22 protein-coding genes and 1 tRNA gene are annotated in these 17,786 nt (G+C 62.7%); 19 read left to right on the forward strand and 4 right to left on the reverse strand.

The window, feature by feature from the left end; translation table 11 throughout:
* Positions 1 to 16: 16 nt before the first annotated feature.
* The 4 genes from BcFMB_RS01335 to BcFMB_RS01350 all read right to left on the reverse strand — a co-directional run bounded on the left by BcFMB_RS01335 (position 17) and on the right by BcFMB_RS01350 (position 3,253).
* Positions 17 to 547 (reverse strand): F0F1 ATP synthase subunit B, encoded by a 531-nt coding sequence (locus tag BcFMB_RS01335; RefSeq protein WP_024540254.1) that lies wholly within the window; start codon positions 545 to 547, stop codon positions 17 to 19.
* 59 nt (positions 548 to 606) lie between these two features.
* Entirely contained in the window at positions 607 to 837 is a 231-nt protein-coding gene (gene atpE / locus BcFMB_RS01340; RefSeq protein ID WP_004219171.1) for an ATP synthase F0 subunit C, read from the reverse strand.
* Positions 838 to 888: 51 nt separating this feature from the next.
* On the reverse strand, positions 889 to 1,707 hold the full coding sequence (gene atpB, locus BcFMB_RS01345) for a F0F1 ATP synthase subunit A (RefSeq protein WP_024540253.1): 819 nt from the start codon (positions 1,705 to 1,707) through the stop codon (positions 889 to 891).
* 505 nt (positions 1,708 to 2,212) lie between these two features.
* A complete protein-coding gene (locus BcFMB_RS01350; RefSeq protein WP_024540252.1) occupies positions 2,213 to 3,253 on the reverse strand; it encodes a homoserine O-succinyltransferase in 1,041 nt (346 codons plus the stop codon).
* Positions 3,254 to 3,435: 182 nt separating this feature from the next.
* Between BcFMB_RS01350 and BcFMB_RS01355 the strand changes: the two genes are divergently transcribed.
* The 19 genes from BcFMB_RS01355 (at position 3,436) to BcFMB_RS01450 (ending at position 17,774) form a co-directional block, all read left to right on the forward strand.
* A tRNA-Met gene (locus BcFMB_RS01355) sits at positions 3,436 to 3,509 on the forward strand.
* A gap of 387 nt (positions 3,510 to 3,896) precedes the next feature.
* Positions 3,897 to 4,082 carry a helix-turn-helix transcriptional regulator gene (locus BcFMB_RS01365; RefSeq protein WP_472255914.1) on the forward strand — a complete coding sequence of 62 codons (186 nt, stop codon included), beginning with the start codon at positions 3,897 to 3,899 and terminating at the stop codon, positions 4,080 to 4,082.
* Positions 4,079 to 4,429 carry a hypothetical protein gene (locus BcFMB_RS01370; RefSeq protein WP_099720830.1) on the forward strand — a complete coding sequence of 117 codons (351 nt, stop codon included), beginning with the start codon at positions 4,079 to 4,081 and terminating at the stop codon, positions 4,427 to 4,429. The genes BcFMB_RS01365 and BcFMB_RS01370 overlap by 4 nt, the downstream gene beginning before the upstream one ends.
* Positions 4,426 to 4,704 carry a response regulator gene (locus BcFMB_RS01375; RefSeq protein ID WP_157775009.1) on the forward strand — a complete coding sequence of 93 codons (279 nt, stop codon included), beginning with the start codon at positions 4,426 to 4,428 and terminating at the stop codon, positions 4,702 to 4,704. The genes BcFMB_RS01370 and BcFMB_RS01375 overlap by 4 nt, the downstream gene beginning before the upstream one ends.
* Positions 4,705 to 5,334: 630 nt before the next feature.
* Positions 5,335 to 5,706: a hypothetical protein gene (locus BcFMB_RS01380; RefSeq protein WP_157775011.1), complete on the forward strand. Its 372-nt coding sequence runs from the start codon at positions 5,335 to 5,337 to the stop codon at positions 5,704 to 5,706.
* A gap of 2 nt (positions 5,707 to 5,708) precedes the next feature.
* On the forward strand, positions 5,709 to 5,885 hold the full coding sequence (locus BcFMB_RS10015; RefSeq protein WP_099720833.1) for a helix-turn-helix domain-containing protein: 177 nt from the start codon (positions 5,709 to 5,711) through the stop codon (positions 5,883 to 5,885).
* Positions 5,878 to 6,600 carry an HNH endonuclease gene (locus BcFMB_RS01390; protein ID WP_099720834.1) on the forward strand — a complete coding sequence of 241 codons (723 nt, stop codon included), beginning with the start codon at positions 5,878 to 5,880 and terminating at the stop codon, positions 6,598 to 6,600. Before BcFMB_RS10015 ends, BcFMB_RS01390 begins: the two co-directional genes overlap by 8 nt.
* Before the next feature lie 255 nt (positions 6,601 to 6,855).
* Complete coding sequence (locus BcFMB_RS01395) at positions 6,856 to 7,179, forward strand: hypothetical protein (protein WP_099720835.1); 324 nt, start codon at positions 6,856 to 6,858, stop codon at positions 7,177 to 7,179.
* A 2-nt stretch (positions 7,180 to 7,181) separates the two neighbouring features.
* Positions 7,182 to 8,585 (forward strand): hypothetical protein, encoded by a 1,404-nt coding sequence (locus BcFMB_RS01400; protein WP_335617950.1) that lies wholly within the window; start codon positions 7,182 to 7,184, stop codon positions 8,583 to 8,585.
* Positions 8,586 to 8,675: 90 nt separating this feature from the next.
* Entirely contained in the window at positions 8,676 to 9,791 is a 1,116-nt protein-coding gene (locus BcFMB_RS01405; RefSeq protein ID WP_099720837.1) for a phage portal protein, read from the forward strand.
* Positions 9,763 to 11,343, forward strand: coding sequence for an HK97 family phage prohead protease (locus BcFMB_RS01410; RefSeq protein ID WP_232513831.1), 1,581 nt, complete (start codon positions 9,763 to 9,765; stop codon positions 11,341 to 11,343). The genes BcFMB_RS01405 and BcFMB_RS01410 overlap by 29 nt, the downstream gene beginning before the upstream one ends.
* A gap of 29 nt (positions 11,344 to 11,372) precedes the next feature.
* Positions 11,373 to 11,681, forward strand: a complete 309-nt coding sequence (locus BcFMB_RS01415; protein WP_232513832.1) for a hypothetical protein — start codon at positions 11,373 to 11,375, stop codon at positions 11,679 to 11,681.
* The gene (locus BcFMB_RS01420) at positions 11,678 to 12,049 is read left to right on the forward strand and encodes a hypothetical protein (protein ID WP_232513833.1); all 372 of its coding nucleotides are present in this window, start codon (positions 11,678 to 11,680) and stop codon (positions 12,047 to 12,049) included. Before BcFMB_RS01415 ends, BcFMB_RS01420 begins: the two co-directional genes overlap by 4 nt.
* A gap of 10 nt (positions 12,050 to 12,059) precedes the next feature.
* A complete protein-coding gene (locus BcFMB_RS01425; protein ID WP_099720840.1) occupies positions 12,060 to 12,491 on the forward strand; it encodes a hypothetical protein in 432 nt (143 codons plus the stop codon).
* Positions 12,488 to 12,868 (forward strand): HK97 gp10 family phage protein, encoded by a 381-nt coding sequence (locus tag BcFMB_RS01430; protein ID WP_099720841.1) that lies wholly within the window; start codon positions 12,488 to 12,490, stop codon positions 12,866 to 12,868. The genes BcFMB_RS01425 and BcFMB_RS01430 overlap by 4 nt, the downstream gene beginning before the upstream one ends.
* 1 nt (position 12,869) lies before the next feature.
* Entirely contained in the window at positions 12,870 to 13,139 is a 270-nt protein-coding gene (locus BcFMB_RS01435; protein ID WP_099720842.1) for a hypothetical protein, read from the forward strand.
* Positions 13,140 to 13,298: 159 nt separating this feature from the next.
* Positions 13,299 to 15,728, forward strand: a complete 2,430-nt coding sequence (locus BcFMB_RS01440; protein ID WP_099720843.1) for a phage tail protein — start codon at positions 13,299 to 13,301, stop codon at positions 15,726 to 15,728.
* Position 15,729: 1 nt separating this feature from the next.
* Positions 15,730 to 17,142: a hypothetical protein gene (locus tag BcFMB_RS01445; RefSeq protein ID WP_099720844.1), complete on the forward strand. Its 1,413-nt coding sequence runs from the start codon at positions 15,730 to 15,732 to the stop codon at positions 17,140 to 17,142.
* The gene (locus BcFMB_RS01450; RefSeq protein WP_099720845.1) at positions 17,142 to 17,774 is read left to right on the forward strand and encodes a hypothetical protein; all 633 of its coding nucleotides are present in this window, start codon (positions 17,142 to 17,144) and stop codon (positions 17,772 to 17,774) included. Before BcFMB_RS01445 ends, BcFMB_RS01450 begins: the two co-directional genes overlap by 1 nt.
* Positions 17,775 to 17,786 lie beyond the last annotated feature (12 nt).

The following is a 17,786-nucleotide window of genomic DNA, read 5'->3' on the forward strand; positions in this document are numbered from 1 at the left end:
TCCTTGCAGATACGTGCTACTTGTTGTCTTCGGACTGTTCCAGATCGGCGATCATCTTGTCGAGCATGTCCGACTGGACCGTCGAATCCTGAAGTTGCGTCTGCAGGATCTTGCCGGCGAGCGACGTGGCGATCGTGCCGACTTCGCCCTTGAGGCTGACCATCGCCTTCTGCTGCTGTGATTCGAGCGAGCGTTCGGCGTTGGCGGTGATCTGCGCGGCCTCGGTCTCGGCGCGCGAACGCGCGTCGGAGATGATGTGCGACGCCTCGGCTCGCGCGTCGTCGCGGATCTTCGACGCCTCGACGCGTGCGGTGCTCAGCTGCGCCTGATACTTCTTCTTGGCTTCCTCGGCGTCTTTCTGAGCCTGTTCCGCCTTGGCGAGGCCACCCTCGATCTTCGCGGTGCGCTCATCGAATATCGACTGGAACTTCGGCAGGAAGAACTTGTAGAAGAACGCGGCCAGGATGATCAGGATGATCAATGACCAGACGATGTCGTAGGTCTCAGGAAGGAACAGCTTGACGCCATTGTTTTCCGCCATGTCCATGATTCGTTCTCCTCCTTTCATGTCCTCGAGTGATGATTCGGGTTGCTACTCGATTCGGATCACTGGAAGATGAACGCCGCGACGAAGCCGAGCAGCGCGAGGACCTCGACGAACGCCAGACCCAGGAACATCAGCGTCTGCAGACGGCCACCCAGCTCGGGCTGGCGCGCGGTGCTTTCGATCGTCTTGCCAATCAGGATGCCCAGACCGATGCCAGGTCCGATGGCGGCAAGACCGTAGCCGACGACGTTCAGGTTGCCCGCAACCTCAGCGAGGGTAACGATATCCATGGTTGTTTCCTTTCTGGTTCATTGCTTGATGCAACAAAATTGTGCCGGCGGTCAGTCGATCTCCGGATAGCTCATATTGATGTACGCGGTCGTCAGGATCGCGAAGATGTAGGCCTGCAGCGCCGCGACGAGCATCTCGAAGAGATACATGAACATGCCGGCGGCGAAGGTGATCACGCCGAAAGGCATCATCACCTTGTTCACGACGTCGACGAGGAAGTACTGCGTCGCCGACAGGCACAGCGCGAGGATCAGATGCCCCGAGATCATGTTGGCGAAGAGTCGGATCGTCAGCGAGAACGGTCGGATGATGAGCAGCTCGAGCAGCTGGATCGGGGACAGCAGGATGTAGATCGGCCACGGGACGCCCTTCGGGAACAGCTCGTCGCGCAGGAAATGACCGAGGCCCTTTTCGCGGATGCCGGCGATCCAGTACTGGCAGAAGCACCACATCGCGAAGACGAGCGGCAGCGTGATCGTCGCGCTCGCCGCGATGTTCATGCCCGGGACCTCGCCGCACAAGTTGAAGACGAGCAGCGTCAGGAACACGGTCGTGATCATCGGAACGTAGCGCTTGCCGCGCTCCTCGCCCATGACCTGGTAGACGATGTCCGTCTTCGTGAAGTTGACGATCCATTCGACGGCGCCCTGCCAACGGCCCGGCACGAGCTTCGCGCGCGCCGCCGTGATGCCCAGCACGAGCATCAGGATGATCGTGGCGAGGATGCGCACGAAGATGATGCGGTTGATCGCGAACGGCGTGCCCTGGAACAGGATCTCCGGAGGAAGGAAATCGCCAATGCCCGGCATATGCATCGATGGCTCTTCTTCTGCAAGCGTGACGATGCCTGCGGCGAATGCATCAACCATTCATGCCTCCTGATGTTACGAATTGTCTGATGACAGTCTAATCCGACTGATGTCCACTACGTACCGCGTATGTGACGGCAAGATTACCGCAACGGCGGTGTTCCACCGATGTGCCGGCGTTGATTCAGCAGCGTGCGAACATGTGCGGGATGCACTATCACGCGCGCTCTGCAGCGTCCTCTCTCCTCGTCTTCCTCATATGTCTGCGCCCACGCGCCGGGGTGGCGATCACCTCGGCCGGGGCGGGCGTATTGGACCTTGATTTCCACTGAGACGCGATTATTGGCCCGATAGTGGACATCGATGACGGGAAGTACCCAATGGCATCCATATGCCGAATCATCAACATTTCGTAAGGCTTAAGCGATTGAGAGCACCCCGCGCGCCGCCGAGGCGACACGCGGGGGAACACGTTGTATGCCATATCACAGTCGCAATTCATGCGACAGCGAACACGGCAGGCCGACGGACATGGCCGGCCGCACGGTCGGACGACCGGAACGCCTCAGTCGCGCGGAACGATGAGGCCGTAGCCGTCGTCGAGGAACGGGCGGAAGCCGTCCTCGCGCGGCGAGCTCGGCGCATGGCGCACGACATGGTCGGTGCCGGGACGGCGCTGCGCACGCAGCTGCGGCACCTCGGTCAGGTCGTACGGCGTCATCTGGTAGACCCAGTTGAGCCAGTTGCGCCACAGCAGGTTCGCATGCGCACGCCACGAGAACAGCGGCTCGATCGTCGGGTCGTCGTTCGGGAAGTAGTTGGTCGGGAACGGCACGTTGTCGAGTCCGCGATCCATGTCGCGGCGGTACTCCTCGGCGAGCGTGTACTTGCCATACTCCCAATGGCCGAGCGCGAACACCTCGGAGAAGTCGCGCGTCGCGATGAGGCCCGGACCGGACTGCGGTCCCCAGGTGAGCACCTGCAGGTCCGGATTCGCGGCGATGTCCTCCTCGCTGACGGCGGCGACGCGCGAATGCGGCTGCAGCGCGATCTCGTCGAAGCCGTTCGTCAGGAAGCAGTATTCGTCCTGCAGATACTGCGGGAAGACGCCGAAGATCTTCTCGGGAAGATCGATCTTGCGCACGCCGTAGCGGTAGTTGAGCGCGCCCATCGCACCCCAGCACAGATACATCGTCGAGAACACATGGCTCGCCGCCCAGTCGAGAATGCGCTTGAACTCGTCCCAGTAGTCGACCTGCTCGAAGGGCAGATGCTCGACGGGCGCACCGGTGACGATGAGGCCGTCGTAGTAGTTGTCGGCGAAGGACTCCGGCGGCTCGTAGAACTTGACGAGGTGGTCGGCGCTCACATGCGTCGACTCGTGCGTGCCCGTCTTCATGAAGTCGATGTCCACCTGCAGCGGCGATTTCGAAATCAGCCGCAGCAGCTGCGTCTCCGTCTCGATCTTCTTCGGCATCAGGTTGAGGATGACCATCTTGAGCGGGCGCACGCGCTGCCGCTCCGCCTCGGGCTTCTCGAGCGCGAAGATGCGTTCGGAGTCGAGGATGTCACGCGCCGGAAGGCCTCCGGGAATTTTGATAGGCATGGTTTCCTATTATGTGCGCACGGCATAACAAACGACGGTGCATGTACGACGACGGCCGCGCAAAAGCGCCGCACATCGCCGATCCGGCATCGTCGACTGCGATGCATGAACGTCACGACACGCCGATGGTTGACTTTCGGATTCGCTCGTGTATATTGGTGAGAGCTGTGCAAAACAGCCGACGCGGGGTGGAGCAGCTCGGTAGCTCGCTGGGCTCATAACCCAGAGGTCCAAGGTTCAAATCCTTGCCCCGCTACTAACGCCTCAGGCTTTACATGAAAGAAGCCTGAGGCTTTTTCTATATCTTCTAGATTCCAGTTGACACGGCGCGTCATCTTCTGAGAGATCGCAGACCGGTTAACGCCAAGAGCGTCGGCTAGATCCTTCTGCTTCGCACCTTTAATTACCATAGCGATTTTTATATTACGAGTCACCACATCTTGCAGACTCATACCACCAGACTGCGCTTCAGTCAGTGGGCTTATTGTTGTTGCTGTCATATTACAGAAGTTTAGCAAAACTTGCATTTTGTAATACTTCGACACGCCGAGTTAGACCATGAATACAGAAGCTGTGTTTTAATGTTAGCGTGTCTAACAGTAGAACAGTTCAGCAGAACACCGGCGATATGGTGGCGCGGCTCATGGGGTATCACCGCATGAGCCAGAAAGACGTGGCGGCTGCAATAGGTTGCTCGCGGTCGGCGGTATCGCAAAAATGCGCCGGAAAGATTCGCTTCAGCTCAGCAGAGTTGCTGATCCTCGCTGACCTGTTCGGGACGACCACCGATGCCCTATTGGGCCGTAGCGGCGAGGAGGCTGTGAAATGAGGTATCGAATCATCAAGGACGAGTCAGATCTACTTGAGGGCGACGTGGCTGTGTACGCACATCCGTCTGACATGAAGCCACGGCTCTGTTTGATGGTGCTTGCCGCCGCGGATAGCGCAGCAGATCACGCGTGCATTGACATTGACGTACGGAACGAGGGGCTTAAGTTGTTGGGGCCGTCAGACCATTACGGGCGCGTCGTGCTCTCTGTTGGCGACGAATATGCATATGTCACAGACCCGCAGTGGGAGGCGTTCGTAATGGCGTATCGCTTCATCGATGATTACGGGAATCAGCATACTGCGACCGCATATGAGTTCGGGTATGCCGTGGGGAGGTCGTTGTGAAATACGAAATTCTTGAATCGAATGCTGATTTGCAGCCAGGCGACCTGTGCATGTTTGTGTACACGTCGAAAACCGGCAGCGTGAAGTACAAGTGTGGCCGTTTCGCGACGTACACGGTTCCCGCGCATGATGGCGCGGGCCGTTATGCGGTGCTGGCTGATGGCCGTATCCCGCAGTGGGACGGTTATCAGCTTGTGGTCGCGGTGCGGCCGCGTGCGGAGTTCGAGGACGTGCCGATATTCGATACCGAGACGGGGGTGGTTGACCGTGAGTGAGACGCGGGTGTGGGTGGAGCCGATTGACGGTTATCCGGGATTCTACCGTTTGTGTGTGGAATCGGGTGATTGCCAGTCGCGCGCCGTCCTGAACGATGCGCAGTTGCAGGCGCTCGTGGCGTCGGCGAGGGGTGCTCGGCTGGATACCGAGGCCGTTCGCAGGCGTCGTGATGCAGGCAACTTGTAATTGAATGCCATATGGTGCGGGTTCCCTCCGGCTGCCCGTGCCGGCCGTTGAAGATCATCCGGGCGCGCCTTGCCTAGCGCGATATAAGCATCACCGTTGAGGGCGGTGGGTCGCGGGTGTATTGAAACCGTATGCCATGGGGTTCGTCGTGTAAGGACGTGACGGGCGACTTCGGCGCTTTCGGGCGCGGGCCTTGTGGCAGACCAACCGTGCGGGGCCACGCCCCGCCATCTCATAAGCGACGGCCCGGCTCCAGGCGAAGAGTCTCTTAGGGATGCCTATAGCAGACATGTGACCGATTCCCTCGGCCGAGAAGAACACCTTCTCGGCCGAGGGAATTTCCGGTCGTCTGCTGTAGGCATCCCCGCTCCGACCCTCACCATCGAAGTCACATCTATCCACATCGTTTTCCACTTATCCACCAGAAGGTACGGGAGGTTCACATGGTCATTGATTACAGGCAGCACGGCACGGCACGCAGAAGGAAGCCGAGCACGAAGGAGTCGAGGTCGAGCAAACGTAGGTTGAAGACATTGCGCGAACAGGTGCGGTACAACCTCGACGCGGTGCGCCAGCATGTCGTGGGCACGTCGCGTATCAGCCGTGACGACCTGATCGTGTTGCTCAAGCTGCGTGCGGTGGCGCCGAGCAGGTGCACGACGGACCGCAGCCGCGATGCCAGCGCGGACAATGACATGCAGCGAATCCAGAGCAAGTGCGGCATGGAGCCGGTCAGCGACCACGGCGTGAAGTTCTTCGACGCGGCCGACACGGTGCGTACGCTGGGCCTGTTCGCATCCGGGAAGATCGGCTAGGCATGGCGTGGCGACTGTATTCGAGCAGCGAGGCCGCGCGGATCCTCGGCATATCGCCGGACACGTTGCGCCGGTGGCGTGACGCGGGGCGAGGGCCGGCGTACATCCTTGTCGGGAGCCGGTACAAGTACGAGCATTCCGAGCTGGAATCGTATATGAGGAGGAGGCGCAATGCGTAGACAGACGGTGCCGCCGGCGATCCGGCGCGAGGTCATCCGCAGGTGGGGCAACGACTGCTGGCTGCATCTGCCGGGCTGCACGCGTGTCGGCGAGGAGGACGACCACATCGTGCCGTGGAGCCACAGCGGGCGCGACAGCGTGGACAATATCCGCAGGGCGTGCAAGCACTGCAACGCGAGCCGGCAGGACAGGGTGCTGAGCGGCTATGGGCCGAACATGCATGTGGTGATGGGCCCGCCCGGCGCCGACCTCATGGGCGCGGCAGAACCGCGCCTGTCCCGTGACAGCATCGTGGTCAGCCACGCGGATCTCATGCGGGCGTTGTGCCCCGAGGGCCTGTACCCGGCGCCGCCGGCGGCGTTGCGGGCGGCGGCCGGCAGCGCGTGGGACGCGGCCTACCGCCGCCTGGCTAAAAGTCGGGCACCGGTGGATGTGTGGCTGCTGCGCACGCTGCCCATGAGCCGCACGCATCCTAGGATGCTCGACGAGTGGGTGGCGCTGGACTACGACATCCGGGTGATCGACCCGGGGGCCGATTATGTGTTCGACCGCGCGCGGCTGGACGCGGACGCGCTCAGGGTGGCGAGGCAGTGGTATGCGCTGCATCTGACGCAGGACGCTGTGGATGCCCGGCTCGCCGCGCGCCGCGCCGAGCTCGTGCGTCTCGGACTGCGCTCGGCCGAGGCCGCCGCCTCGAATCGTATCGAATGGTGAGACGAAACCGTTCGCGGCCAATCGCTAGCACATTGACAGTTCTGCGCGACTCGCTATAATACGCGCTCGTTTTTTAAACGATGCGGCCGCCAGCAGACCCCGCGCCCAGTTTTCTTTCCCCCCGAAAACGAAGAAAAAAGCCGCGAAACCGTTGGGATTGCTCGGGTTTCGCGACCTTGTGAGAATTTTGCTCCGGTAAGGACGTGACTGATTACCGGCACGAGTTGGACGATACCGCAACGGCTGGAGAAACACATGCAGGACACACTTGACGGGCTCGGTTACGACACCGGCCGCGAGATAGGGCCGATGGAGGCCACCGCGTTGAAGATCATCGCCGCCTACCGCGAGCAGTGGGCGGAGCCGGACGCGATACAGGACGGCCTGCTGCAGGCGCTGCGCACGCTCGCGCAGAACATCGACCGGCAGAACGAGCGCGGCAGGGAGATCAGCCGCAACATGGCGCAGTGGCTCGCCACGCTGGAACGGCTCGCCGCGCTGCATCCGTCCGAAGCGGCGATCGACGACGACGTGGCCGCCGTGTGGAGCGGCACCGGCATCGGGGACGACGACGCATGAGGATGCGCGGCGGCACTGAGCCCGACCCGTCGCGGCGCAACGACGGCGCGCGGGCGGCGGCGGTCGCGCGGATGCTGGGCACGCCCCTGCTGCCGTGGCAGGCGTACGTGATGGACGTGGCCACCGAGATCGACCCGGACACCGGCTCGTACTATTACAATCGCGTGGTCATATCCACGCCGCGCCAGTGCGGGAAGAGCGCACTCGTGGATGTGGACGACACCTATTCGGCGTCGTTGGGCATGAACCGGCGCATCGTGTACGCGGCGCAGACCGGCAAGGACAGCGAGGATCATTTCAAGGAGTTCCGCGACCGCATCATGAAGTCGCGGCTGAAGCAGGTGGTGGACCGGTTCCGCCTGTCCAACGGCAACATGAGCGCGAGGTTCGTCAACGGCAGCACGATCAGCCCGATGGCGATGACCAAGGTGGCCGGCCACGGCAAGCAGCTCGACAAGATGACGATCGACGAGGCGTTCAGCCTCACCAAGGAGCAGGGCGACACGATCCTCGACGCCGTGGTGCCGACGATGAACACGCGGCTCAAACGCACCGGCGTGAACGCGCAGCTGTGGATCACCTCGACCGAGGGGACCGCCGACAGCACGTTCTTCAACGACGTGCTGGACGAGTTGCGGGCCGGCGATGGCGACCCGCGCACATGCTGGTTCGATTTCGGCGTGCCGTTCGACTCCGACCCCGAGGATTTGTCCAACATCATGCGCTGGCACCCGGCGGCGGGGATGCTGTGGTACGAGCCGCAGCTGAACGACTTCAGCCTGCAGTTCGGCGACAACCGCAGGGGCTTCGCCAGAGCGTTCGGCAACCTGCGCGACACCGGCCTGAGCGAGCGTATCATCGGCGAGGATCTGTGGAACGCGACGTACTGCGCCCCTGTGGGCCCGGACATGATCGACGGGACGGTGTGCTTCGGCGTGGCGGTGGACGTGGACGCGACCCATACGAGCATCAGCGCCGCGATCAAGTCGGATACGGGCGTCAGCACGCAACTGATCTCGGTGCTCGACGGCACGGGCGACGCGCCCGCCGAGATCCGCCGGCTCGCGCAACGGTACAACGCGGCCGTGTGCATGGATCCCAAAGGGCCGGGGGCCTCGCTGCGCGACGCCATCTCGGACGCGGTGCGCATGTGCGACCTGCCGCAGTCCGATTACCTGACCGTGGGGCAGGCGTACGTGAGCGGTCTGGAAAACGGGCTGATACGCCACGCGGCCGACGACACGCTCGACCAGAGCGTGGCCACGTCGGCGCGCACATGGAGCGGCGACGCGTGGCGCATCACACGTCGCGGTTCCACAGGCATGACCTCGCCGCTCGAATCGTGCTTCCTCGCCGCATGGGGCGTCGAACACACGCCGGTGGAATACACGCCCTTCATCCTCTGACACCCGTATCTGCACGCCCTTGCCGCCGTTTGCCGGTGTTTGCCCGCATTCGTTTTCCGCACGCCGGCCACGGCGCGGCATGATACGGGCATGGGTTTTCTCACGAGGCTGTTCAGGCGCGATGCGCGCGACACGGGCGGCGACGCCATACCGGAGGGCGTGGTGCCGCCGGCGCGCACGGGCATGGACACCGACCCGTTGACGCTCTCGACGGTGTTTCGCGGCGTCCAGATCCTGCAGACGGCCATCTGCGGCCTGCCGATCTATGAGATGAAGGGCGGCGTGCGGCAACCGGCGACGAGCCGCCTGATCCTGCAACCCGACCCGGCGCGCAGCCGCCGTGATTTCCTCGCGGACATCGTGGCCTCACTGGTGCTGCACGGCAACGCGTTCGTCCGCCTGGACACGTTCGGCCCCGACATCGTGGCGTGCGCGGTGCTGCCGCCCCAATACGTGACCGTGACGATGCGCAACGGCGATTGGGCCGAGCCCGACCTGCGCTACTCGTATCTGGGCAAGACCTACACCGCCGACCGCATCGTGCATCTGAAGTTCCTGAACGTGCCGGGCGAGATCCTCGGCATGGGCCCCATCTCGGCCGCGCGCAGGGAGATCGAGTCCGCGCAGGCCGCGAAGGAATGCAAGTCCAAGTACTACAAGGACTCAAGCAACATCAAGGCGTACATGGTCAGCTCGCAGCCGATGTCAGAGGCGCAGGCGCGCGAGGCCAAGAAGGCGTGGGAGGCCGCCGGCGACGTCAACGGCACGAAGTTCATCGGCAACGGGTACGAGATGAAGTTCCCGTCGTTCAAGGCCGACGACCTCATGTTCCTGCAGGCGCAGAAGTTCGACACGACCCAGATAGCCCGCCTGCTGGGCATCCCGGCGAGCATCATGCTCGCCTCGGTCGAGGGCAGCAACCTCACCTATTCCAATGTGGAGCAGTCGTGGATCGAGTTTGCGGATTACACGCTGGCGGCGTACGCGGGCGAGATTGAGGAACTGTTCAACCGGCTTCTGCCCAGAGGCAGGACGGCGTCGTTCGACTGGGATTCGTCCCGCCGCACCGATATGAGCGACCGGCTGGCGGCGTACCGGACCGCGATCGACGCGGGCATCTACACGATCGACGAGGTGCGCGCGAAGGAAGGACTCGCACCGAGAAAGGACGGAGGCCGTGAACAATCTGACGGCATTGAACAATGACAGGCAGGTCCGGCGCATGGACGCGCCGCTCGAACTGCGCGAGGACGGAGCCGGCGACGGGCTCACCCTGGAGGGCGTGGCCGTGCCGTTCGGCAAGCGCTACGACCTGTTCGACGACGTGAGCGAGCAGTTCGACCCCGACTGCGATTTCGGGTCCCGCAGCGTGAAGATCGCAAGGGAGCACGGCGACCTCATAGGCCGCGTCCTCAGCCTCGACGCGCGCGACGACGGACTGCACATCACAGCCCGCCTGTCGGACACGCCGGCAGGACGCGAGGCCGCGCAATTGGTGCGCGACGGCGTATACGACGCGTTCAGCGTGGGATTCAGGCCCATCCGGCATGAGATCGAGAACGCCGGAGGGCGCACGATCATCCACCGACGCGCGGTCGAACTGCTCGAAGTGAGCGTCACCGGCCTGCCCGCCTACCCGGACGCGGGCATCGAATCACAACGCACGATCAACAGCAAGGAAAGGACAACCGACATGGACGGCACCGAGATCAAGGAGATGGGCGACACCATCGAATCGCTCACCACGGAAATGCGCGACATCAAGACAATGCTCGCCCGACGCGACACCGACACGGCGGACAAGACGGGCTCGCAGTACCGCAGCGCCGGCGCCTACCTCAAGGCCCTCGCCGCCGGCGACAAGGCTGCGGTGGAACTCATGCGCGAATCGAGCGACCTCATCACCACGGCGCAGAGCGGCGACAACGTCACATGGATCGCCGACCAGCTCAAGCTCATCGAGCAGCGCCGCAAGGTGACGAACCTGCTCTCGCACGCCGCGCTGCCCGCGTCCGGCATGAGCCTGGAATACAACGTGATCACCTCGCAGGCGATGCAGGTCGGCGAACAGACCACCGAGGGAAGCGCGCTCCAGTTCGGAAAGATCGAATTCGGCACCAAGAGCGTGCCGGTGAAGACCTACGGCGGCTACACGAAACTGTCACGGCAGTACATCGAACGCAGCACCGTGCCGACGCTGGACACCACGCTGCGCGCCCTGCTGCTCGAATACGCGGCGGCGACCGAGAAGGCGGTCCGCACCGCCCTGTACGCGCAGATCACCGCGGCGAAGGCCACGAACAAGCTCACCGCCACCAAGACGCTCGCGGCCATGACTCCGAACGACTGGGTGAAGATCATCTTCGACGCCGCCGAAGCGGCCGACACGAACAACGTGCAGCTCGGCACCCTCGCAGTCTCCAAGGACGTCGCCCTCGCCATCACGTCACTCACCGACACCGGGGCCCGCTTCCTCGACATCTCCGGCAAGGGCCGCGACACACTCGGCGATTTCGACGTGACCGGCATCGTGGGCAACCTGCTGCGCGTACCGGTGCAGGTCCTGCCCAACGCCGCAGACGGCACCGCCGCGTTCGTCGACCCGGCCGCGATCACCGTGTGGGAGTCCGGCGGACCCACCCAGCTCACGGACGGCGACCCGATCACCCTGACCGAGGCGTACTCGGTATACGGCTACATGGCCGTCGGCGTGACCGAACCCAACGGCATCCAGCCCGTGGAATTCGCGACGAAGTGACCACGATGGACATCGTATTGAACACTGTCATGGCGGCGCTGCGCAACGAATTGAACATCCCGGCCGGCGAGGACGACATACTCACCGAGAAGATCTCGACTGCCGTCGCCTATGTGGACAGCGCGCTCGGCGACGCGACCATACCGCAAAGCGTGTATGACGACTGCGTGGTGGGCTGCGCCGCCGATCTGTACAACCGCAAAAGCGCGCAGCTGGGTGTCATGAGCACCGGCATGGACGGCATGGAACCCTACCGCATCCCGCTCGACCCCCTGCGCAGCGTATGGCCCAAACTCAACGCCGCCGGCGTACTCACCGGACGGAGCGTGATCATATGAACCGCATCAGCGCCGAACGCGACGCGCTCACGGCCACACTGACCGACATGCTCGGAGACATCGTGCAATCGGTGAGCATCGACCCCGCCGATGCCAGGCCGACCACCGGCCGCGTTGCCATCGTCATTGAACCGCCCGAGGTCACCTACCCCACATGGCGCACGATCGAGATCCGCTGGACACTCGACCTGCTCGCCGGCACGCAGACCACACAGGCCTCCAGCCTCGAACTGCTCACCGACGCGATCGAACTGCTCGCCGAACGCGGCCTGAACATCGAACGCGCCACTCCCATCACGTTCAACTTGGCCGCCGCCGGCTCGCTCGCCGCCTATCAGGTCAGACTCAACCCACTCGAACTCAACTGAAAGGAACATCATGGCAACTACTGAGAAAATTCGTACGCTCGGCCCCGGCTCATTCAAGATCAAGACGGGTTCAGGCAGCGGCTCCACGGACAAGGATTTGTCTGCCGATCTGATCAAGGCGCAGCTTGTGCCGTCCAATTCCACCGATGACCCGACGACATTCCTGGACGGCAGCGAACTGACGTCCACGACCACGAATTGGACGTTTGAGGGCACCGTGATGGATGATTTCACCGCCGGCGGCCTCGCGGAATGGCTGTTTGACAACGCAGGTAAAACCCTCGACGCGGTGTTCATCCCGGCGAACAAGGCAACCAGTGAATGGGACTTCAAAGTCACCGTCACCCCCATTGGCATCGGCGGCGACGTGAAGGCGAAGAACACACAGGACCTGAGCTTCCCAGTCACAGGCCTAACACACAAGACGCGCACCGTATCGTGACCACCACGGCGCTATATATCGTCGGTCAGCGCCGGTTTGTGCAGACGATGCGCAAGGCCGGCGCCGACCTCGACGACCTTAAATCGGTCAACCGGCAGGCCGCGCAGATCGCGTTGCCGGCCGTCACCGGCCGCGCGCCCGTACGGACCGGCAAGCTCAAGCGCAGCATTCGCGTGGGCGCGACCCGCCGCGCGGGCGTCATCCGCGCCGGAAGCAAGGCGGTCCCCTACGCCGGCCCCATCAACTACGGATGGCCCGCGCACCATATCCGGCCGCGCCTGTTCGTGAACAACGGCGTCGCCACGAGCGAAAGCGCGTGGATGCGCGTGTACGAGCAATATGTGGAAAAGACCATGAAGCAAGTGAAAGGAGCCTGACATGGCGACCATGATCCATATCGAATACACGGACGGCACGAGCGAGACCGTCCGGCCGACCATGCGCGCGATGTGCATGGCCGAAGAGCACGCCATCAAGGAGAAATGGGGCAGTGTCAACGACAGCCCGATTCGCATCAACCTGTACATGGCGTATGTGGCATTGCGTCTCAGCGGCAAGCTCGACGAACCGTTCGATGCATGGCTCGATCGTGTCGCGTCAACCGATGTGACCGAGGAAGAGACCGCCGAGGCAAACCCTACGGTATAGCGGCGTGGCCGGCTGAATCATTGGGCCGGCTGAGTTGCCTGCTCGCCGCACGGTATGGCGGCACGCCGTGGCAATGGCGCGAACACGCCGATGAAATGGACTGGGGCACCTGTCTCGCCGACCTGATCGACGAGGCGGAACGAATGAAGGAGGCCGGATATGGCACATAGCGCGATCCTGTCGGTGCGTATCACCGGCAACGCGAACGACGCCCAGAAGGCATTCCAGAAAACGGCGACGAAGGCTGCCGCGCTCGGTACCGTGCTCGGCAACCTCGCCACCAAGGGCGTCACGAAGGTGTGGGACACGGTGAAGGGATTCACCAAGGACGTGTTCGACATGTCCGACGCCACGGACAAGTTTAAGTCCACCATGAAATTCGCCGGACTGGACACGAGCGCCATAGACCGCGCCACGAAAGCGACCCGCAAGTACGCTGACGTGACCGTGTACGAGCTCGGCGACATCCAGAACACGTGCGCGCAGCTGGCCGCGAACGGCATCAAAGACTATGTGGGACTCACCGAAGCGGCTGGCAACTTGAATGCCGTAGCTGGCGGCAATGCCGAGACCTTCAAATCCGTGGCGATGGTCATGACCCAGACCGCCGGAGCCGGCAAGTTGACCACCGAAAACTGGAATCAGCTTTCCGACGCCATTCCGGGCGCGAGCGGCAAACTCCAGGAAGCGTTGCTGAAAAACGGCGCGTATACGGGTGATTTCCGCGAAGCCATGTCGAAAGGCATGATTACCGCCGACGAGTTCAACGAGGCGATCATGCAGCTCGGCATGAGTGACGCAGCCAAGGAGGCCGCCGCGTCTACCGCGACGATGGAGGGTGCCTTCGGCAACCTCGAAGCCGCGATCGTCGGCGGACTGACCGACGCGTTCGACCTGATAAAACCGACAGTCACGAATGCGATAGGTGCGGCCGGCGACCTCATTACCGACTTTTCCAAGCATGCCGTCGCCGGATTGCAGGCCGCCGGCAAATGGATTATGGAGACGGCTGGGCAGATCGGTAAGACCGGCGCGTTCGACAGAGCGCGTCAGGTGTGGGACACCGTATGCGATACCGGGCGACGCTTGTGGCAGACCGCGCAGACCATCGCCGACAAGATTGGCTCGCTTTTTTCGAACATGAGCAGCGGCGCGAGTGTCGGTGAAATGCTTGGCAATGCGTTCAATGGCGCACTGGGAATCATCGACGCAGTGGCCGGCGCGCTCGGGAAGATCGCCGACTGGGCGACCGACCATGCCGAGCTCATCATCGGCGCGTTGGTGGGCATAGGTGCTGGCCTGGGCGCGTTCAAGGCATACACATTGATCAATTCGTTCGTACAGGCCATGAAGGGCGTGCGGTTGGCGACGAAGGCGGCGGAACTCGCCCAGGCCGCCTATAATGTCGTGCTCAACGCGAATCCGATCGGTATCGTGGTCACTGCGCTTGCGGCGCTTGTGGCCGGTCTGACGTATTTCTTCACGCAGACCGAGAGCGGCAAGGCCGCGTGGGCGTCTTTCACTCAGTTCCTCACGGACGCGTGGAACGCCGTCGCCGGAGTCTTCCAAGTCGTGTGCGACGCGATCAAGACGGCGTGGGATGCGGTATGCCAGTGGGTGACGGCCGCATGGCAGACGTTCATGGACTGGATCCAGCCGATACTCGACGGCCTCAAGGCCATGTTCGAGGTCGTGTGCACCGCGATCACGGCCGCATGGGACGTGGCCGGCGAATACGTGCGCATGGTCTGGGAGACCGTCAAGGACTACATCGGCACCGTCGTCGAGGTCATCCGCGGCATCTTCGACGTCGTGTGCGCGGTCGTGCGCGGCGACTGGTCGGCCGCCGGAGACGCCGTCAAAGGCATCTGGGACGCCGTGCGCGGCTTCTTCGAACGCACCGGGCAACGCATCGCAACCATGTTCCAGAACGTCGTCGGCATCATCCGAGGCGCGTGGGACGGCTGCGCCAACGGCGTGCGCGCCATCTGGCAGGCCGTGCAGAATTTCTTCACCGGACTGTGCAACGGCGTGAGGAACGCGTTCAACGGCCTCGGCAACGGCATCCGCACGATCTTCGCAAACGCCGGCGGGGGCGTCAAGAACGCGTGGAACGGCGTGCTCAACTGGTTCAGGAACCTGCCGCAGTCGATCATGAATATCTTCGCGAACGCCGGCAGCTGGCTGTGGAACGCGGGCGCGAACATCATCAACGGCTTGTGGGACGGCCTTAAAAGCGCATGGGGCAACGTGACCGGATGGGTCGGCGGCCTCGGCGACTGGATCGCCGCGCACAAGGGGCCGCCCGCCTACGACAAGATCCTGCTCGTCAACAATGGCAAATACATCATGCAGGGCTTCGCCAAGGGCCTCAGACAGGGCTTTGACGCGGACGTGCGGACCGCCATATCCAAGGCGAACGCGCGTCTCGCGAACATGCCGTTGAACATGAGCATGACCGGTGCCGGGTATGCGAAGGATGAACGGCCGAACATCACCGTCAACATCAACGGCAGGATCCTCGACGAGGAAGGCACCGCCGCCGAGCTGCGCCGCATCCTCGACGACTACGCGACACGAAGGAGCTGACATGTTCACGCCGCAATTGTGGATCCGCAACGATTCGGGAGGCTGGACCGACCTGACGCCGCGCGCCGACGTGTGCGCGCTGTCCGGCATCAGCATCACATGGGGCACGACAGACGGGACGAAACAGCCCGACCCGTCAGTCATGACGTTCACGCTGATCGACCGCACCGGCGATACGGTGCGCGACGCCGCGAACCTCGCGGGCCGCCGTGTGAAGCTCACCTATGATTCCACACCCGCGTTCTGGGGCATCATCACCTCAGGGCTGCGCGTGCGACGCGACCCTAACGGCTCGTGGCGCATCACACTGACCGCGTCCAGCACCATGATCCTGTGGAAACGATTGCGCGACAGGGGGCCGGTCAGCACGTCCACCACATACGACAAGACGCTGCGCGACAATTATCATTGGCTCGACACGAGTGCGAGCATCCTGTCGGAAATGAACCGCCGCGCGAAGGCCGTGGAGGGGCCGACCGTCATCGCACCCCACGGCGCGTTCGATTTCAACAAACAGGGATCCGCACCGTACGAGAACAGCGAACTGCCGTCACAGCTGACCGTGCTCCACGAGTTCGGCGAGGACGGCCACCTGCCGATCTGGTACGAAGACTCACACTACGTATCATCGTCCGCGATACTGCGCGCCCTCGAACTCACAGCGTCCGACAAACGCATCGCGATCGACACCGAATGCCGCAAGATCGTGTGGGACGGCGCAAACCGCTCCAGCCAGGAACTCACACTGGAGGCTTCCACCGTCCAATCGGACGGCGCGGTGTACGAACTGTACGAGCCGTACACGGTGCTGACGTTCCAGTTGCTCAACACGACCATCAACGACGGCAAACCATCGTTCAGCGACGCGGAAATGAGTCTCAGCGTGCAGGACGTGCCGGCCGCACTCAAGACCGTGCAGAAAAGCATCATCATCAAAACACGGCACTTCAAGACGCCCATCTACACGCATTGGGCGTCATTCGCCCTCGACACGAGCACCACGGCGGCGTGCCGCCTGCTGCTGCGCAACCTGTGCCTGCGATTCACGCCGACACGTGTCGTCTTCGACACCGAGGACATCGACGTTGCTAACTCGAACAAGCGGCGTCTGTTCTTCCCGCAGCCGATCCCATATCTCGCATTCGACGGACAGCCGAGTCACATGCCGTTCGACGCGACCGGCCCCTATGCGGCGATCGGCGGCACCCTGACGATCGACTGGAAAGCGGGCCAGCCCCATGCGCGCAACGAGGTCACCTTATGGCCGCTGCCATGCGATTCGACCAAACGTGAGACATGGACATGGCAGCAGGTGCCAACCGGCTGGACGGCAACCTACGAACACGCATCCCATATCACCTACACCGATCTGACCCGCACCGACGAGTTCCTGACCTACAAGGCGGCAGCATAATGAGCGCATCAACCCCAAACCACCACATCACCTACCCAACGGCGACCGACAAGATCATCGACACGCCCGCACACCTGAAAACACTCGCCGAGACCGTCGAGCACGCGCTGGACAACATGCGTCCGGACACCGGACCCGTCTCGGCCAAGACCCTCACCGCCCTACAGGCGATCACCGGCGTACCCGGACAAATCGGGTACGTCACCAACGACGCCTCGGACAAAAACGGCCTGTACTTCTACCAAAACAAAGTCACGAAGTGGACACGAGGCGCCCACACGCCCGGCATCACCTACGACAGGCCGCACGATGATTGGGACATCGAGATCTACTCATGGGTCATCATGGGCGCCCCATACATCTACGCACGAGCAAAGGCGAAAAAGGAAATCAAGGGCTTCTACCAGGCCACGATCGCCGCGCTCAGCAATGACATGTACAAACCGCCGTCATGGATCCACCTAACCATGACCTCGAATGACGCCGCCAACCAATACGGCATCCAGATCTCCACGAACGGCGACGTCATCATCGAGTCATTCGCGTCACCAACCGTCAAGGCCGGCACCATCGTGTTCGGCACCATCACGTGGCCGTGCACATCGGCCGGCTACACCAAACGCACCTACTAAACAAAGGAGAGA

It is taken from the genome of Bifidobacterium choerinum, from assembly GCF_002761235.1.
Classification (GTDB): Bacteria; Actinomycetota; Actinomycetes; order Actinomycetales; family Bifidobacteriaceae; genus Bifidobacterium; species Bifidobacterium choerinum.

Coding starts and splice junctions, on each gene's coding strand:
- BcFMB_RS01440 (WP_099720843.1), top strand. CDS start 13,299: ATGGCACATAGCGCGATCCTGTCGGTGCGTATCACCGGCAACGCGAAC.
- BcFMB_RS01435 (WP_099720842.1), top strand. CDS start 12,870: ATGGCGACCATGATCCATATCGAATACACGGACGGCACGAGCGAGACC.
- BcFMB_RS01445 (WP_099720844.1), top strand. CDS start 15,730: ATGTTCACGCCGCAATTGTGGATCCGCAACGATTCGGGAGGCTGGACC.
- BcFMB_RS01415 (WP_232513832.1), top strand. CDS start 11,373: ATGGCGGCGCTGCGCAACGAATTGAACATCCCGGCCGGCGAGGACGAC.
- BcFMB_RS01350 (WP_024540252.1), bottom strand. CDS start 3,253: ATGCCTATCAAAATTCCCGGAGGCCTTCCGGCGCGTGACATCCTCGAC.
- BcFMB_RS01335 (WP_024540254.1), bottom strand. CDS start 547: ATGGACATGGCGGAAAACAATGGCGTCAAGCTGTTCCTTCCTGAGACC.
- BcFMB_RS01390 (WP_099720834.1), top strand. CDS start 5,878: ATGCGTAGACAGACGGTGCCGCCGGCGATCCGGCGCGAGGTCATCCGC.
- atpB (WP_024540253.1), bottom strand. CDS start 1,707: ATGGTTGATGCATTCGCCGCAGGCATCGTCACGCTTGCAGAAGAAGAG.
- BcFMB_RS01405 (WP_099720837.1), top strand. CDS start 8,676: ATGGGTTTTCTCACGAGGCTGTTCAGGCGCGATGCGCGCGACACGGGC.
- BcFMB_RS01365 (WP_472255914.1), top strand. CDS start 3,897: ATGGGGTATCACCGCATGAGCCAGAAAGACGTGGCGGCTGCAATAGGT.
- BcFMB_RS10015 (WP_099720833.1), top strand. CDS start 5,709: ATGGCGTGGCGACTGTATTCGAGCAGCGAGGCCGCGCGGATCCTCGGC.
- BcFMB_RS01425 (WP_099720840.1), top strand. CDS start 12,060: ATGGCAACTACTGAGAAAATTCGTACGCTCGGCCCCGGCTCATTCAAG.
- BcFMB_RS01420 (WP_232513833.1), top strand. CDS start 11,678: ATGAACCGCATCAGCGCCGAACGCGACGCGCTCACGGCCACACTGACC.
- BcFMB_RS01380 (WP_157775011.1), top strand. CDS start 5,335: ATGGTCATTGATTACAGGCAGCACGGCACGGCACGCAGAAGGAAGCCG.
- BcFMB_RS01370 (WP_099720830.1), top strand. CDS start 4,079: ATGAGGTATCGAATCATCAAGGACGAGTCAGATCTACTTGAGGGCGAC.
- BcFMB_RS01450 (WP_099720845.1), top strand. CDS start 17,142: ATGAGCGCATCAACCCCAAACCACCACATCACCTACCCAACGGCGACC.
- BcFMB_RS01395 (WP_099720835.1), top strand. CDS start 6,856: ATGCAGGACACACTTGACGGGCTCGGTTACGACACCGGCCGCGAGATA.
- atpE (WP_004219171.1), bottom strand. CDS start 837: ATGGATATCGTTACCCTCGCTGAGGTTGCGGGCAACCTGAACGTCGTC.
- BcFMB_RS01400 (WP_335617950.1), top strand. CDS start 7,182: ATGCGCGGCGGCACTGAGCCCGACCCGTCGCGGCGCAACGACGGCGCG.